11 protein-coding genes are annotated in these 15,579 nt (G+C 63.2%); 10 read left to right on the forward strand and 1 reads right to left on the reverse strand.

Translation table 11 applies throughout. From position 1 onward, the window contains the following. Nucleotides 1–20: 20 nt before the first annotated feature. Nucleotides 21–3,344 (reverse strand): TonB-dependent receptor domain-containing protein, encoded by a 3,324-nt coding sequence (locus KCN53_RS13470; protein ID WP_172406329.1) that lies wholly within the window; start codon nt 3,342–3,344, stop codon nt 21–23. A 296-nt stretch (nt 3,345–3,640) separates the two neighbouring features. On the opposite strand from KCN53_RS13470, the gene KCN53_RS13475 reads away from it, so the two are divergent. From KCN53_RS13475 to KCN53_RS13520, 10 genes are all read left to right on the forward strand, one after another. Further along, complete coding sequence (locus KCN53_RS13475) at nt 3,641–5,203, forward strand: agmatinase family protein (RefSeq protein WP_224199723.1); 1,563 nt, start codon at nt 3,641–3,643, stop codon at nt 5,201–5,203. Nucleotides 5,204–5,205: 2 nt separating this feature from the next. After that, nucleotides 5,206–6,591 carry an agmatinase family protein gene (locus KCN53_RS13480; RefSeq protein ID WP_088713691.1) on the forward strand — a complete coding sequence of 462 codons (1,386 nt, stop codon included), beginning with the start codon at nt 5,206–5,208 and terminating at the stop codon, nt 6,589–6,591. Nucleotides 6,592–6,703: 112 nt separating this feature from the next. Beyond that, on the forward strand, nt 6,704–7,930 hold the full coding sequence (locus tag KCN53_RS13485) for an NAD(P)/FAD-dependent oxidoreductase (protein WP_397333646.1): 1,227 nt from the start codon (nt 6,704–6,706) through the stop codon (nt 7,928–7,930). Between the two features lie 135 nt (nt 7,931–8,065). Beyond that, nucleotides 8,066–9,721, forward strand: coding sequence for a cytochrome-c oxidase, cbb3-type subunit I (gene ccoN, locus KCN53_RS13490; RefSeq protein ID WP_088713689.1), 1,656 nt, complete (start codon nt 8,066–8,068; stop codon nt 9,719–9,721). 11 nt (nt 9,722–9,732) lie between these two features. Continuing rightward, the gene (gene ccoO / locus KCN53_RS13495) at nt 9,733–10,470 is read left to right on the forward strand and encodes a cytochrome-c oxidase, cbb3-type subunit II (protein ID WP_088713688.1); all 738 of its coding nucleotides are present in this window, start codon (nt 9,733–9,735) and stop codon (nt 10,468–10,470) included. Next, nucleotides 10,467–10,631 (forward strand): cbb3-type cytochrome c oxidase subunit 3, encoded by a 165-nt coding sequence (locus KCN53_RS13500; protein ID WP_088713687.1) that lies wholly within the window; start codon nt 10,467–10,469, stop codon nt 10,629–10,631. The genes ccoO and KCN53_RS13500 overlap by 4 nt, the downstream gene beginning before the upstream one ends. Nucleotide 10,632: 1 nt before the next feature. Continuing rightward, nucleotides 10,633–11,559, forward strand: a complete 927-nt coding sequence (gene ccoP, locus KCN53_RS13505) for a cytochrome-c oxidase, cbb3-type subunit III (protein ID WP_088713686.1) — start codon at nt 10,633–10,635, stop codon at nt 11,557–11,559. Further along, on the forward strand, nt 11,546–13,006 hold the full coding sequence (ccoG, locus tag KCN53_RS13510; protein WP_088713685.1) for a cytochrome c oxidase accessory protein CcoG: 1,461 nt from the start codon (nt 11,546–11,548) through the stop codon (nt 13,004–13,006). Before ccoP ends, ccoG begins: the two co-directional genes overlap by 14 nt. Further along, complete coding sequence (locus tag KCN53_RS13515; RefSeq protein WP_224199725.1) at nt 13,003–13,455, forward strand: FixH family protein; 453 nt, start codon at nt 13,003–13,005, stop codon at nt 13,453–13,455. The genes ccoG and KCN53_RS13515 overlap by 4 nt, the downstream gene beginning before the upstream one ends. Beyond that, complete coding sequence (locus KCN53_RS13520) at nt 13,452–15,572, forward strand: heavy metal translocating P-type ATPase (RefSeq protein WP_088713684.1); 2,121 nt, start codon at nt 13,452–13,454, stop codon at nt 15,570–15,572. The genes KCN53_RS13515 and KCN53_RS13520 overlap by 4 nt, the downstream gene beginning before the upstream one ends. Nucleotides 15,573–15,579 lie beyond the last annotated feature (7 nt).

Here is a 15,579-nt window from a genome sequence, read left to right on the forward strand (position 1 = left end):
AGCCGAAGCGCTATTCCGCCCTACATGCTCCAGCGGGCTCCCAGGAAGAAGAAGCGACCAAGAGCACTCACAGGATAGGACCGCTCGGTGATGAACGGGTCTTCGTCGGTCAGATTGTTGATGCCGCCATAGATGGAGAACTGATCCTCGACGATGTCTACCGAAGCGGCGATGTCGTGCACGAAGAATTCGTCGACCAGTCCAGCCTCTCCGAACTGCGCCCGGTACGTGTCGATTTCCACGTCGCCAAGCGCCTGTTCGCCGAAATATTTCAGTGTGTAGGACAGCTTGAACGGACCGTAGCCGAGGCTCGCCGTGCCGCGGCCCGACCACTCAGGCCGCTGGATCTCGCCCAGCTCGTTGTCGATGGCCGTGTCGTCGGTGGGATCGAAGAAGAAGTCGAGCTTGTCGACCCAGGAGGCGGTTGCGCTCAGGCCGATGTCGAACTCGCCCACCATCAGGTTGTAGGAGGCTGAGGCGTCGATGCCCGCCGTCTCGATGCTGACGAAGTTGATCGACTGCAGCGTCAGCGACGTGAACCCGAGATATTGCGGCGAACTCGGATCCTGGTTGCGGGTGAAGGAGTCGCAGAAGTCGTTCGGGAATTCAGCGCTGTCGTAACAGTTGTCGACGACGTCCTGGGAATCGAGCGTCGAAATCGCGTCGTCGATCTTGATGTCGTAATAGTCGACCGTCAGAGCAAGGCCGGGTACGAAGCGGGGCTGCAAAACCGCGCCGACCGTGAACGTGTCGGCGGTCTCTTCGCGCAGATCCGGGTTGCCCGAAATCGTTCCCGCAAAACGCGCCGACAGCGGATCGACGAAGTCTGAAGGAATGCCGGCAGCGGCACAGTTCGCGATCCGGTTGTCGATATTCTCATAACCATCGGCCTGCAGGCGCGCGATTTCGGTGGCGTCGCAGGGGTCGAAAGGCCGGAAGAAGGCCGCCTGCGGCGGCGCATACAGTTCGGCAATGTTCGGGGCGCGGACCGCTCGCGAATATGTTCCGCGGAACCGCACGTCCTCCACCGGCGCCCAGAAGCCGTTCACGGCCCAAGTAAACACCCCGCCGACAGTCGTGTAATCCGAATAGCGCGCTGCGCCCTCGACGCGAAGCTCGTGGAAGAAGGGCTCGTCCTCGATGATCGTCGTGCCTAGCTCGCCGAACAGTTCGAACACGCTGTAGCCGCCGCCGGAGTTCTGCAGGAACTGGTCAGGCGGAGTCGCGAGCGACGTTTGCGAAAAGCCCAGGTCTCCGACGAAGTCGCCGGCATTGCCGTCCACGGTCGTCACCGGAAGAATGCCGCGAACAAGCGGGTCGAACTCGGAACGGCTTGCCTCGTCGCGGAATTCGAAGCCAAGCGCGAAGTCGAGCCCGTCATAGGGCAGCATCAGGAAATCGTCCGTATCGCCGACCACGATGCCGAAGATGTCGAGCTGTTCGGTCGTGTAATTGTTGCGGGTGGTGGTAGTGATGAAATCGACGGCCTCCTGGCTGATCGACTGCGGCCCGCCAAGGATGTTGGCCGGAACGCATTCACCCGAACCGGGAACGAAAGTCAGATAGCCGAACTCGCCCGTCGGAATTCCGAAGATGGTGCTTGGCGAGCGCACAGTGGGATCGATCTCACTGCGACACACCGGGTTTCCGTTGGCGTCCGTCGTTACATCGATCGCAGCAAAGAAGCGGTCGAGGAGAACGTTATTCCTGTTGATCGTCTCCAGCTCGTAGCGGCCGTAATTCGCCGACAGTTCGTAGGAGAACCCGTTTGGAAATTCACCCTCGATTCCACCGACGAAGCGGTAGGTTTCCGAGATATTCGTATCCTTGTTAGGCCCGAGATCGGTCGGGTCGCGCGTGATGTAGAGACCGTCATGCGTATCGGCGACGTCCTGAAGAACCGCCGGGATGAACGGATTGTCGGCCGAAACCCTCAACAGATCGTAGTAGCTGTTCTGTGTCGTGCCGAAATAGGTTTCCTGGCGAACATATTTCGCTTCGAAGAACAGCTCGGCCTGACGCGAGAACTCGTAGCGCGACAGCAGGTTGAAACTGATCCGGTCGATCTGCGGGGTCAGGAAGCCGTCATTGTCGAAAATCACGCCGTCGCCGCCGAAAGCGTTGAAGTTGCCGGCGATCAGACCATCGTTGATCGGTTGCGGCCCATCGTCCGTCAGGATGTAGCAGCCGCCGGCCAGTCCAAAGGCCTGCGAATAGTCGAACAGGCCATTGTAGCCCACGAAGGACTGCAGGCAGTCGCTTTGCCCGTTATTGTCGATGTCCGTCATCGGATCGAGGAAATCGCCCGGGATCACCAAGCCGCCATTCGAGGTGATGTTGAACTGATATTGCGGAGCAATGTAGCGGGTCGGTGCATTCGCCGCCTGATCGATCAGTGCCTGCTCCGCGGCGGTCAGGGATGGGCGCGACCCAAATGTCGCTTCATACTGGTCGAGAAAATCCGCAGCTGTCTGCGGAATGCGAAAGCCCGATGGATAGTAGCCATTATCGAGGCTGTAGAACTGGGCGAAGTTCGGGGTCTCGGCGCCGATGTCGCCGGCCTGGAACCGCAGGAACGGGTTGGAGCCGTCCGCGGCGATCATCCCGTCAGCATAGACGGTTTCGCCGAACTTCAGGCCTTCGTCGCGGTGGTAGTCGACGGCCAGCGTGATGTTGCCGCGCCCATCGTTGAAATTCTTACCGAACTTTCCGTAGACGTCCAGGCGCTGGCCATTCCCGTCGCCGTTAAGCCCGCCTTCAATGCCCAGCTCCAGTCCGTCATAGTCCTCGTCGAGGATGAAATTGACGACGCCGGTCACAGCGTCCGCACCATAGACCGCCGAGGCGCCGCCGGTCAGAACTTCGACATTTTCGATCAGCGAAGTGGGAATGCTGTTGATGTCGACAATCGCGGACTCCGCCACGCCCGCCACGTGCCGCCGTCCGTTGACGAGTGTCAGCGTCCGTTCCGGGCCTAGGCCGCGAAGGTTGAGAAACGCCTGACCTGCAGCACCTCCCGCACCGTTTTCGCCGGGGTCCAGACTGGACGCGGCCGACACGGAGGCAGACAGCGCCGGAACGCTCCGCAGCACTTCCGTAGCGTCGCTGGAACCGAGAAAGGCCTCCTCTTCAATCGTTACGATGGGCGAGGGCGAACCGAGATTTGCATCGCGCTGCAGGCGTGAACCCGTGATCACGATCGCCTCGTCGCTGGCGAGATCCGCGCCCGCGCTCGGTGCCGCCTCGATTTGAGCCTGAGCCGGGGCAGCGATTGCCGCGAGTCCGGAAAGCAGAGTGGCAGACAGAAATCCGCCGCGCAGACGTGCCAGTCGTTCGTTCGTCATAATTCCCCCTATGGTGTCCCGACCCTTCCCCAAGGGTGACGGACGCGCCCGCTTTTTACCGTCCCGCAAGCTGCGCCATGGAAGACGAGAGGGTGTAACGCTGCTGTAAGATGACACATGGGGCATTTGACGTAACGGGCGGTTTCGGAGCCGGAACTGTGCTCCCGAAGTCACGCGCCGGGCTGATCTGTTGCGCATCAGTCAAACGTCCCATGTCGAAGTCCGCGCAATTACGTCATTGATTAGTGATTAGGCGGGCATGTCTGGGGGCTCGCAGGGCAGCGTGGGGGGTATGCGTGAAGCCGCATCTTTATCTTATGGCCGCGATGTTCGCGGCAACAACGCCGTCCGGCGATTCTGACGACGGCAACCGCGTCACAAATCAAAGCGAACTTCCCGAAACCACTATCGAGACCTCCGAAGAGGGCGGCCCAAGTTGGAAAGACGGGCTGGAATATATTCCGTCGAAACCGGGTGAGGTCCCGCCGCATATCGATGCGGCCACTCCCGGAATGATGCCGGTCAGGCCGCTCGATATTCCCGAGGACGTGCTCGAGAAGCTGGCATTCCTTCCCGACGATACCGTCGAATTCCTGAAAAGCGGCAACGCCAAGGGCTATGGCCGCCCGCCCGACTTGTACGAACGTATCCGCGAGTTCGAAAGCGAGGCCGAGATCGCAGCCTATGTCGACGCGATCCTCTCCGTCACCCAGCAGATCGAGTTTCAGGAAGGTCGAGACCCCGCCGAAATCCCGTTCGATACGGCCGCTCCCCGTTTCAATGACTGGCATCTGCGGCGGCCTCGCGAACTGGACCCGCAGCGCGAACCGGGGCCGATTTCGCTGTCTCGTTACGCGGGCGGCTGGGGTAGCGGCGGCATTCCTACCTTTGCTGGCTCGCCCGTGGCGTTGACGCCAGAGGACCTGAAGGCGGGTGAGGTCGATGTCGCGATAATGGGGGCGCCGCTCGACATGGGCTCGGGCTGGCGCGACGCAAAGCATGGACCGCGGGCCATGCGGCTGGGCGGCGGTGTCGGCGGGACCGATGTGTTCACGATGATCTCGCCGGGCAGCCTGAAGGTCGTCGACTATGGCGATGCCGCGATCGACCAGAACAGCACCGAACGAAGCGTTCAGGAAGTGCGCCGGATGGTGAGGGAGATCGCCGAGACCGGTGCGATACCCATCATCATCGGCGGGGACCACAGCCTGGAGTATCCCAACGTTGCCGCGATGGCGGATGTCTACGGCAAGGGAAAGGTCGGGGTCGTCCACTTCGACGCTCATCTCGACACCGGCCGCGGACGGGTGCACCTCCTGGATCACGGTCAACCAATCTACCGCGTGATGAAGGAAGCCCATGTCCGGCCGGAGGACTATATCCAGGTCGGGCTGCGGGCGAATTATTCGAAGGACTATTACGAGTGGCAGCGCCTGATCGGCATGCGCTACCACACCATGGCGGAAGTCGAACGGCGCGGCTGGGATGCCGTCATGGACCGCGTCGTGAAGGAAGCCAGCGAGAACACCGAGTATCTCTATATCTCGTTCGATGTCGATGTGCTCGACCCCGCGTTCGAGCCGGGTACGGGAACGCCGGTTCCGGGCGGTCTCACCATGCGCGAGGCGGTGCCGATCATCCGGCGCCTATGTGCGGAATCGAACGTGGTGGGCTTCGACATCGTCGAACTCGCTCCGCAGCTGGATCCCACATATCGCAGCGCCATGAACGGAAACCGGCTGCTGTTCGCCTGCCTGACCGGCATTAAAATGCGAAAGGAGGGGATCACCGACCCTCACTATCTCAGCCCGCTCTCCTCCGAGCATGGGCAGGACGACTATTATGGAGACGAAGGTTGACCATGCGCCTGACTTGCCGTGCTGCGGTGGCTGCCTGCTTCGCCCTCGCATTCGTATCCGGACCCGCGCGGGCAGCCGAGCCCTCTCCGAAGCTCGCCGAAGTCCTCGGCACGCTCTCTCCGGACCAGCGGGCCTTCATCGAGGATGACCGGAACCTGCAACGTTTCGGCCTGACCGACGAACGTCTCTACATCCTGTTCCAGAACCGCGATGCGGAGGCCGTGTCCGCCGCGGTTGATGCCATGATGCGGACGCTTGCGTCGGCCCCGTATCAGCCGCTGGAAGAGCCGCAGCCGGATGGCCAGAGTCTGCTCGATCCTGTTGGCGACATGCCGGCGGTGCCGCTGAACACGCAGGCTCCGGGCTTCAACTATTCCAGCGTGCTGCGTCCACCGGTGCTCGACGATATTCAGCGTGAGCCGGGGCCTTTCAGCCTGAAGCGTTACATGTTCGAAACCGGGGGGATTCCTACGTTCGGCGGCGCGCCCGTGGCCATTCGCAAGGAGGATTTGGTCGCGGGCGAAGTCGATGTCGCCTTTGTCGGCGTACCCTTCGGGAACAGCAGCGGCTGGCGGGACTCGCGCAATGCGCCGGAACAGCTTCGCGCCATGCACGGCATTGCCGGTTTCGACATCGAGTCCGGGCTCGACCCGATGGTACAGTTGAGTGTCGCCGACTATGGCGACCTGTCGGTCGACCGCATGGCGACCGAGCTCAGCATCGATCATGTCCGTGATATGATCGCCGAAATGGCGAGCGTTGATGTGGTGCCGTTCATTGTCGGCGGTGACGGGGCGGTCATGTTTCCATCCGTTGCGGCCATGGCGGACCGGTACGGGGCGGATGAGCTGACGGTCGTGCAGTTCGACGCCCATTATGACGGTGAGACCGGGCTGCCGCATACGATCTCCGACGTGCAGGCGGTTTCGCGCCTTCTCGAGCAAGACCTCCTGAAGGGCGAAAACCTCGTTCAGATCGGCGTGCGAGGCACCGATATCGACGAATATTCGCTTGGCTGGGTCCGGTCGCGCGGCATCCGCTTCCACCCGATGCACGAGATCGAGGCGAAGGGCTGGGCGAGCGTCAGGAGTTCGGCTCTTGCCGAAGTGGCCTCCGGACCCGGCAACGTGTTCATCTCCTTCGACATGAGCGTCCTGGACCCCGCCTACGGCCAGGCGGCCGGGCGCCCCGTCTCCATGGGTCTGACCATGCGCGAAGTGGCTCCCATGATCAGGGAGCTGTGCGAGGTTCACAATGTCGTGGGTCTCGAACTGCTCGACGTCGCGCCGTACCTCGACATCAGCTACGCCTCGGAGCTCAACGCGAACCAGATCCTGCGCGCCTGCCTCGTGGGCCTTGCCGCGAGGGACAAGCGCGCGACCTCCTGAAGTGGCTGATTCCTACCGAGGTTCACAGGGCGAGGATTTCCGGTCCGGCAGTTGATCCGTGACGGCTTTTCCGTCATCGCCGGGACTTTGTTAGATGGTCCCGGGAACGGTTTTGGCAGCTAAATTCGACGTCGTCATCGTAGGCTCGGGACACGCCGGCGCACAGGCCGCGCTTGCCCTCCGCCAGAACAAGTTCGCAGGGACGATCGCCCTTGTCGGCGACGAACTCGATCCGCCCTACGAGCGGCCGCCGCTGTCGAAAGACTATCTGGCGGGGGAGAAGCCGTTTGAGCGCATCCTGTTGAGGAAGCCGGAGTTCTGGCAGGAGCGCGACATCGCGCTGTTCCCGGGGACGCGAATCGAGACCGTCGACCCAAACGCCCGCACCCTTACCGACGCGGACGGCAATATCATGGAGTATGGGGACCTGATATGGGCCACCGGCGGTCGTCCGCGCACGCTGCCCTGCGGGTCCGACATCGGCACCGCCGGTGTCCACGCGATCCGCACCAAGGCCGATGTGGACCAGCTGGTGGCCGAACTGCCGCAGGCGCGGAAGGTCGTCATTATCGGGGGTGGCTATATCGGCCTGGAGGCCGCGGCCGTACTCGTGAAGACCGGCAGAGAGGTGACACTGGTCGAGGCTGCGCCCCGTATCCTTGCCCGCGTTGCCGGTCCGGACCTGTCCCGCTTCTATGAGGCCCGCCATGCCCGCGAGGGTGTCACCCTCCTGGTCGATACCCGCACCTCCTGTCTCAAGAGCGTCGGCGGACGTGTGACGGGCGTCGAGCTGGAAAGCGGCTCCGAACTTCCTGCCGATCTGGTCATCGTCGGCATCGGCATCGTTCCCAATGTCGAGCCCCTGCTTGCCGCGGGGGCCGAGGGGGACAACGGCGTCCGGGTCGACGGACAGTGCCGAACGTCTCTGCCGCATATCTATGCGGTCGGGGACTGCGCCCTTCACGAAAACGCCTTCGCCGACGGCGACGCCATCCGACTGGAATCTGTTCAGAATGCGAACGATCAGGCCACTGTCGCGGCCAAGGTCATTTGCGGACAGGAAGCGGTGTACGAAGCACTGCCATGGTTCTGGTCGAACCAGTACGACCTGAAATTGCAGACCGCGGGCCTGTCGGCAGGCCATGACGACAGCGTGGTGCGGGGCGACCCGGCCGAAGGATCTTTTTCCGTCTGCTACCTGAAGGGCGGACGCCTGATCGCGGTCGACGCAGTGAACCGGCCCAAGGACTTCATCCAGTCGCAAAAGCTTATCAAGGAGCGGCGAGCGGTCGACAGGGACAGGCTTGCCGACGGTTCGGTCCTTCTCAAGGAACTGTAGCGCTCCACCAACTGCGTAGTTTCCCCCGCGCCGAAAATTGACGGCAGTCAATGTTCGCCGCCGCTGCGCCTGCGAAGGGCGAACCGGAGGTGCCTAGGCGGTGCCGGTTCGCTCTTGCACGCGGGGAAAACAGCGATGGATGTAGTACTGACGCGAGCCTTTGGATGGTTCGCGCTCTTCCTTCTCACGACGGTCGGCGTGGTGCTGGCCGAGGATACCGGTTTCGCCATCCATCTGGCGACCGTCGGGGCGGCGGCGCTGATCCTTGGCTGGCTGACGCTCAGCAATACCGATTTCGAGGCGGTGTCGGGTCGTATTCTTCGCGCCCCGGCCGATCCCGGACGCTATGACGACGACCCGATCCGCTGGGGCGTGATCGCAACCGTCTTCTGGGGGATTGCGGGCTTCCTCGCCGGCGTCTTCATTGCCCTGCAGCTGACTTTCCCGCAGCTCAATCTCGAACCCTATCTCAATTTCGGGCGGCTGCGCCCCCTCCACACATCGGCGGTCATTTTCGCTTTCGGCGGGAACGCGCTCATCGCCACCAGCTTCTATGTGGTCCAGCGGACATGCCGTGCCCGGCTGTTCGCGCCTGGCCTCGCCCGCTTCGTATTCTGGGGCTACCAGCTGTTCATCGTGCTGGCTGCCACCGGCTATCTGCTCGGGATTACCGCGGGCAAGGAATATGCCGAGCCCGAATGGTATGTCGACCTGTGGCTGACGATCGTCTGGGTTGCCTATGCGGTGGTCTTCATCGGGACCATCGTGAAGCGGTCCGAACCCCATATCTATGTGGCCAACTGGTTCTATCTGGCCTTCATCCTGACAATCGCGATGCTGCACATCGTCAACAATCTGACCATGCCCGTCAGCCTGCTGGGATCGAAGAGCTACAGCGCCTTTGCGGGTGTTCAGGATGCGCTGACCCAGTGGTGGTACGGTCATAACGCGGTCGGCTTCTTCCTCACCGCCGGCTTTCTGGCCATGATGTACTATTTCGTGCCGAAGCAGGCCGACCGGCCGATCTACAGCTACCGGCTGTCGATCATCCACTTCTGGTCGCTGATCTTCCTCTACATCTGGGCAGGCCCGCATCACCTGCACTACACCGCGCTTCCCGACTGGGCGCAGACGCTGGGCATGGTGTTCTCGGTGATGCTGTGGATGCCGAGCTGGGGCGGCATGATCAACGGCCTGATGACGCTGAACGGCGCCTGGGACAAAATCCGCACCGATCCGATCATTCGCATGATGGTGATGGCGCTGGCCTTCTACGGCATGTCGACCTTCGAAGGGCCGATGCTGTCCATTCGCAGCGTGAACAGCCTGTCGCACTATACCGACTGGACCATCGGCCATGTGCATTCGGGTGCCCTGGGCTGGAACGGCATGATCACCTTCGCCAGCATCTACTTCCTGGTTCCACGGCTGTGGCGCCGTGAGCGGCTTTATTCGCTGCGCATGGTGAACTGGCATTTCTGGCTCGCGACCGTGGGTATCGTTCTCTACGCGGCCGCCATGTGGGTCGCCGGCATCATGCAGGGCCTGATGTGGCGCGAATACGGCGCCGACGGATATCTCGTCTACGCCTTCTCCGAAGTCACCGAGGCGATGCTTCCGATGTACCTGATCCGTGCCGTTGGCGGCCTGCTCTACCTGGCCGGGGCATTCCTGATGGTCTGGAATGTCTGGATGACGATCGCCGGTCGGGTCCGCGACGAAAAACCAATGCATTCCGCACCCTATGACGAAGCTGCCGACCGTCCGCTGGTCGGCCAGCCCGCCGAGTAAGGAAGAGACACGTGTCGACCTTCACAGAGAAACACAAGAAACTCGAACGCAACGTTACGTTGCTGGCCGCGGCGGCCCTCGTGACCGTCGTCATCGGTGGCATCGTCGAAATCGCCCCGCTCTTCTACCTCGAAGAAACGGTCGAGGAAGTGGAGGGAGTTCGCCCCTACACTCCGCTGGAGCTCGCCGGACGCAATATCTACATCCGCGAGGGTTGCTACAACTGCCACAGCCAGATGGTGCGCCCGTTCCGCGATGAAGTGGACCGGTATGGCCATTATTCGCTGTCCGCCGAAAGTATGTACGACCACCCGTTCCAGTGGGGCTCCAAACGGACCGGTCCCGATCTGGCGCGGGTCGGGGGGCGCTACTCGGATGAATGGCATGTCCAGCACCTTATCGACCCCCGGTCGGTGGTGCCGGAATCGATCATGCCGAGCTATTCCTTCCTCGCCGAACGGCGTCTCGACATGGAAGATCCGGGGGCTCACCTCACGGCGCTGCGCCGCGTCGGCGTGCCCTACACCGACGAGCAGATCGAGCAGGCGGCAGAGCACCTTGCCCTTCAGGCCGATCCCGACGGCTTCGCACCCGACCTGCAGGAATTCTATCCCAAGTCGCAGGTGCGCGACTTCGACGGCGATCCGCGGCGTCTGACGGAGATGGATGCGCTGGTGGCGTATTTGCAGATGCTCGGCACGCTCGTGGACTTCGAAGCGGCGGCTCCCATGGAGGAACTGAGCGAATGACCTACGAGGCGTTCCGGCACTTTGCCGACAGCTACGGTCTTGCCGCGATGGTGATCCTGTACCTTCTGCTGTGCGGCTGGGTCTTCCTGCCACGAGCGAAGCCGGGAAACGAGCGAGCGCGCACCATGATTTTCGAAGACGATGTTCCGGGGGACCGGTAAGATGGCCGACACAAAGAAGCGTATCGACGAACCGACCGGCACAGAGACCGTCGGGCATGAGTGGGACGGCATCGAGGAGCTGAACACGCCCCTGCCGCGCTGGTGGCTGTGGACATTCTACGCAACCATCATCTGGGCACTCGTCTACACGGTTTTCTACCCTGCCTGGCCTGGAATCGCCGGATATACCAAGGGGCTGCTCGGTTGGTCGAGCGAAGAGGAGCTCGCCGAGGAAATGGCCGAGGAAGCGGAAAGGCGCGCGCCGATCCTGGAGGCCATCGCCGCGACCCCGATCGAACGACTGCCCGAAGACAGCGAGCTTCTCCGCTTCGCGCAGGTCGGCGGCGAGTCACTGTTCAAGAACTACTGCGTGCAGTGCCACGGAACGGGTGCCGCCGGCGGCAAGGGCTATCCCAACCTCAACGATGACGAATGGCTGTGGGGCGGGGACATGAAGGCCATCCAGTACACGCTGGAGCATGGCATCCGGAATCCCGACCATGACGAGACGCGTTTTTCCATGATGCCGGCCTTCGGGCGGGACGGTCTCCTCAGTGAGGAGGAAATCGCCGACGTTACCGCCCATGTGCGCGTGATTAGCGGGCAGGCGGATCCGTCCGAGGCGGCGGTTCGCGGTGCCGAAATCTTCGGGCAGCAGTGCGCGGTATGCCATGGGCCCGAAGGTGCCGGCGACCGCGAGCAGGGAGCGCCGAACCTGACCGATGCGATCTGGCTGTATGGCGGCGATACGGAAACGATCAGGCAGACGGTCCGGAATAGCCGCTACGGCGTCATGCCCCGCTTCGGCGCCCGGCTGAACCCCGTCGAGATAAAAATGCTGACGGCCTATGTGCACTCGCGCGGGGGCGGCGAGGACTTTGTGGAGGTCGCTGAGAATCCGGAGACGGAGGTCGATGAGCGCCCCTGACATCCTCGAGGATCCGCCGCTCCAGCTATACGAGAAGCGCAAGAGCGTTTTCCCGCAGAAGATCGACGGCACCTTCCGCCGCCTGAAATGGGCGATCATGGCGGTGACGCTGACGATCTACTACGTGACGCCGTGGATTCGCTGGGACCGGGGGCCGTACGCCCCCGACCAGGCCGTGCTTGTCGACCTGGCGAACCGGCGCTTCTTCATGTTCGGCATCGAGATCTGGCCGCATGAATTCTACTATGTGGTCGGCCTGCTGGTGATGGCGGGCATCGGTCTGTTCCTGGTAACGTCGGCTGTCGGTCGCGCCTGGTGCGGCTATGCCTGCCCGCAGACGGTGTGGACCGACCTGTTTCAGCATATCGAACGCTGGGTGGACGGCGACCGGAACGCACAGATCAGGTTGCAGAAGGCGCCCTGGGGCCCCGCGAAGATCGCGAGGCGGCTGTTCAAATGGTCGATCTGGCTGGTCATCGCGATGGCGACCGGCGGCGCGTGGATCTTCTACTTCGCCGATGCGCCGACCCTGGCGCGCGACTTCGTCACCGGCGAAGCTGCGCCGGTCGCGTACGGCACCGTGTTCGTTTTGACGATGACGACCTTTGTTCTCGGCGGCTTCATGCGCGAGCAGGTATGTATCTACATGTGCCCGTGGCCGCGCATCCAGTCGGCGATGCTCGACGAAAAATCGTTGATCGTCACATACAAGGATTGGCGCGGAGAACCTCGTGCAAAGGGGCTGAAGAAACAGCGCGGCCCGGACGAGCTATGGGGCGACTGTATCGATTGCCTGCAGTGCGTCAGCGTCTGTCCGACGGGGATCGATATTCGCGAAGGTCCGCAGATCGGCTGCATTACCTGCGCGCTGTGCATCGATGCGTGCGACCGGGTCATGGACAAGATCGACCGGCCGCGCGGTCTGATCGACTACACCACGCTCGAACAGCAGCAGCTGGAGGAGCAGGGTAAGGAAGCCCCGCCGGCGTGGCGGTACCTGGTACGGCCCCGTACGCTGATCTACCTGACGCTGTGGGCCGCCATCGGGCTCGCCATGCTGTTTGCGGTGGGTACACGGTCGCGCATCGATATCGGGGCACTGCAGGACCGGAACCCGCCCTATGTGCAGCTTGCCGACGGTGCGGTTCGCAACGGCTATACCGTCAAGCTTCGCAATATGCAGGCGCGGCCGCGAGAAATGCGGGTTTCGCTTGTGGGGCTGGAGGGAGGCGTTTTGTGGACGTCCGAAGGCTCGCGTGAGCTTGCCGACCGCGACGTTGTCACGACCGTTCCCGCAGACAGCGTTCAGGCCCTCAGAGTGTTCGTTGCCGCGCCGGGCGAGGGGGCGGAGCGCGAAGCGTTCGGCCTTGCGGTCGAGGCGCTCGACGACGAGGGCGGCGCGGACTCAGACGAAATCTATTTTGACCGACCGGAGACGAGGCGATGACCCGCGGAACGCTGACGGGAAAGCATATGGCCGCCATATTCATCGCCTTCTTCGGCACGATCATCGCGGTGAACCTGACCATGGCGATGTTCGCCAGCGGCACCTTCGGCGGAACCGTCGTCGACAACAGCTATGTCGCGAGCCAGAAATTCAACGGCTGGCTGGAACAGGCGCGGCAGGGCGAAACCCTTGGCTGGGACGTCTCTTACGACCGGCACGACGGGGAGCTTATGCTGTCCGTTCTGAGTGAGGGTGGAGACGCGATCGGAGGCCTGAATATCAGAGGGTCGAAGCGGCATCCGGTCGGGGTGGCGGATCCTCATCCGGTCGTCTTCACGGAAGTCGCACCCGGGCGGTATGCGGGGATGGTCGGCTCGGGCCGGTGGCAGGTACGCCTCGCCATGACGCGGGGCGACGCCGAAAGGCGAATCCAGATCGACCTGCCATGACGGAGGTCGCGCCGCTCGCCGCCAAGGCTCCCTGCCGGGAAACCAGACTTGTCGTTCCCGGCATCAGCTGTGCGGGCTGTATCGCCAAGATCGAGCGGGATCTCGTCAAGGAGCCGGCCATCGTGGCCGCGCGGGTGCGCTTCTCCGGCAAGACCGTTACCGTCACGCACGATCCTGCCCGCGATGCGGCTTGGCTGGTCGAGCGCCTGAAGGATCTCGGTTTCGACGCCCAGCCCCTTGCGGCGGCGGAGGCTGATAAGGGGCGCGATCCGGAGCTGACCGCGCTCGTGCGTGCGATGGCGGTGGCGGGCTTTGCGTCGATGAACGTGATGCTGCTCTCGGTCAGCATCTGGTCGGGCGCCGGCGATGCTACGCGGGGTCTGTTCCACTGGCTCTCCGCACTCATCGCGATTCCGGCCATCGCCTATGCGGGCAGGCCTTTTTTCGGGTCCGCTCTTGCTGCGCTGGCCGCGCGGCGAACCAATATGGACGTGCCGATCAGCGTGGGCCTCGTTCTGGTAACCGCCATGAGCCTCTATGAGACGGCCATTGGCGGGCCGCATGCCTGGTTCGACGGTGCATTGATGCTGCTTTTCTTCCTTCTGGCGGGACGCGTCATGGACCGGATGATGCGGCGGCGCGCGGAGGAGGGCGTCCGCTCGCTCCTGCGCCAGCGTGCGCCGGGCGCTCACGTCGTGGCCCCGGATGGCTCGACGGCATGGCGGGAAACCGCCGACCTCGCGCCCGGCATGGTGATGCTGGTGGCGGCCGGGGACCGCTTCGCCGCGGACGGAACGGTGGTCGAGGGATCGAGCGAAATAGACAGCTCTCTCCTTACGGGCGAAAGCGTTCCGGAACGAACCGGGCCCGGCGCGAAGGTCGCCGCCGGTACGCTGAACCTGACGGCGCCGGTTCGTGTAAGGATTTCCCGTGTCGGCAACTCCGACACCGTGGCGGAACTGACGGCTCTGATGGAGGCAGCCAGTCAGTCGGACTCGCGTTACGTGCGTCTCGCCGACCGGGCCGCGCGCATTTACACGCCTGCGGTGCATGCCCTCGCGGTGGCGGCGTTCGCGGGATGGATGATGGCCGGCGCTGGATGGCACCAGGCGCTGCTTGTCGCGATCGCCGTCCTGATCATCACCTGCCCCTGCGCCCTTGGGCTCGCGGTCCCCGCTGCCCAGGTAGTCGCGTGTGGACGTCTGATGAAACAGGGCATCCTGGTGAAGGATGGCAGTGCGCTCGAACGCATTGCCGACATCGACACCGTTTACTTCGACAAGACCGGCACCCTGACCCGGGGGGAGCCGGTGCCCTCTGGCCTGGAGATGCTCTCGGACGAAGACCGGTCGATCCTGCTGGCACTGGTTCAGACGAGCCGACATCCGCTGTCCCGCGCGACGGCGGCGCGTTTGACGGCCGAGGGAACAGCTCCCGCAGAGGTGGAAAATATCGGAGAAGAACCCGGCCTCGGCCTCAGCGGCACCTATGCGGGTCGACGGGTATCCTACGATCGGCCGCAGCAGCGTGTCGCCACGCTTGCAGCCTGTTATTCGCGGGATGGACAACCCGACCGGCTGATCGGTTTCAGGGACTCAGTCAGACCTGGGGCAGGGGAGGTGGTGCAGGACCTTCGCCGAAAAGGTTTCGAGACAAAAATGCTGTCCGGCGACCGGCAGGAAGTTGTCACCGCCGTAGCGGCGAGCGTCGGACTGGCCGCGGAGGCGCGGCTGACCCCGTCGGCAAAGATGCGCGCCATCGCCGAAGCGGAAAGCGCAGGACGGCGTGTGCTGATGGTCGGGGACGGTCTGAACGATGCGCCTGCTCTTGCGGTCGCGACCGCCTCGATGGCACCCGGCACCGCCAGCGACGCCAGCCAGCAGGCCGCCGACATCGTCTTCTTGGGCAGTGCCCTCTCGCCCGTAAGCGAAGTCATCGACGCGTCGCGCCGAACCATGACGATCGTAAGACAGAATGTGGGTCTCTCCATCGGGTACAACCTGCTGGCTGTGCCCCTCGCAATGGCGGGATTGGTAACCCCGCTGGTAGCCGCCATCGCCATGTCCGTTTCCTCCGTCGCGGTCGTGGCAAATTCGCTGCGGCTGGCGCGCGGCTAAGCGAGGA

The sequence above is a fragment of the Pacificimonas aurantium genome (assembly GCF_020092905.1).
GTDB lineage: Bacteria > Pseudomonadota > Alphaproteobacteria > Sphingomonadales > Sphingomonadaceae > Pacificimonas > Pacificimonas aurantium.

Excerpts from the sequence above, each read along its gene's own strand:
- KCN53_RS13480 (WP_088713691.1), top strand. The coding sequence starts at position 5,206 with ATGCGCCTGACTTGCCGTGCTGCGGTGGCTGCCTGCTTCGCCCTCGCA.
- ccoN (WP_088713689.1), top strand. The coding sequence starts at position 8,066 with ATGGATGTAGTACTGACGCGAGCCTTTGGATGGTTCGCGCTCTTCCTT.
- ccoP (WP_088713686.1), top strand. The coding sequence starts at position 10,633 with ATGGCCGACACAAAGAAGCGTATCGACGAACCGACCGGCACAGAGACC.
- KCN53_RS13500 (WP_088713687.1), top strand. The coding sequence starts at position 10,467 with ATGACCTACGAGGCGTTCCGGCACTTTGCCGACAGCTACGGTCTTGCC.
- KCN53_RS13470 (WP_172406329.1), bottom strand. The coding sequence starts at position 3,344 with ATGACGAACGAACGACTGGCACGTCTGCGCGGCGGATTTCTGTCTGCC.
- KCN53_RS13515 (WP_224199725.1), top strand. The coding sequence starts at position 13,003 with ATGACCCGCGGAACGCTGACGGGAAAGCATATGGCCGCCATATTCATC.
- KCN53_RS13520 (WP_088713684.1), top strand. The coding sequence starts at position 13,452 with ATGACGGAGGTCGCGCCGCTCGCCGCCAAGGCTCCCTGCCGGGAAACC.
- ccoG (WP_088713685.1), top strand. The coding sequence starts at position 11,546 with ATGAGCGCCCCTGACATCCTCGAGGATCCGCCGCTCCAGCTATACGAG.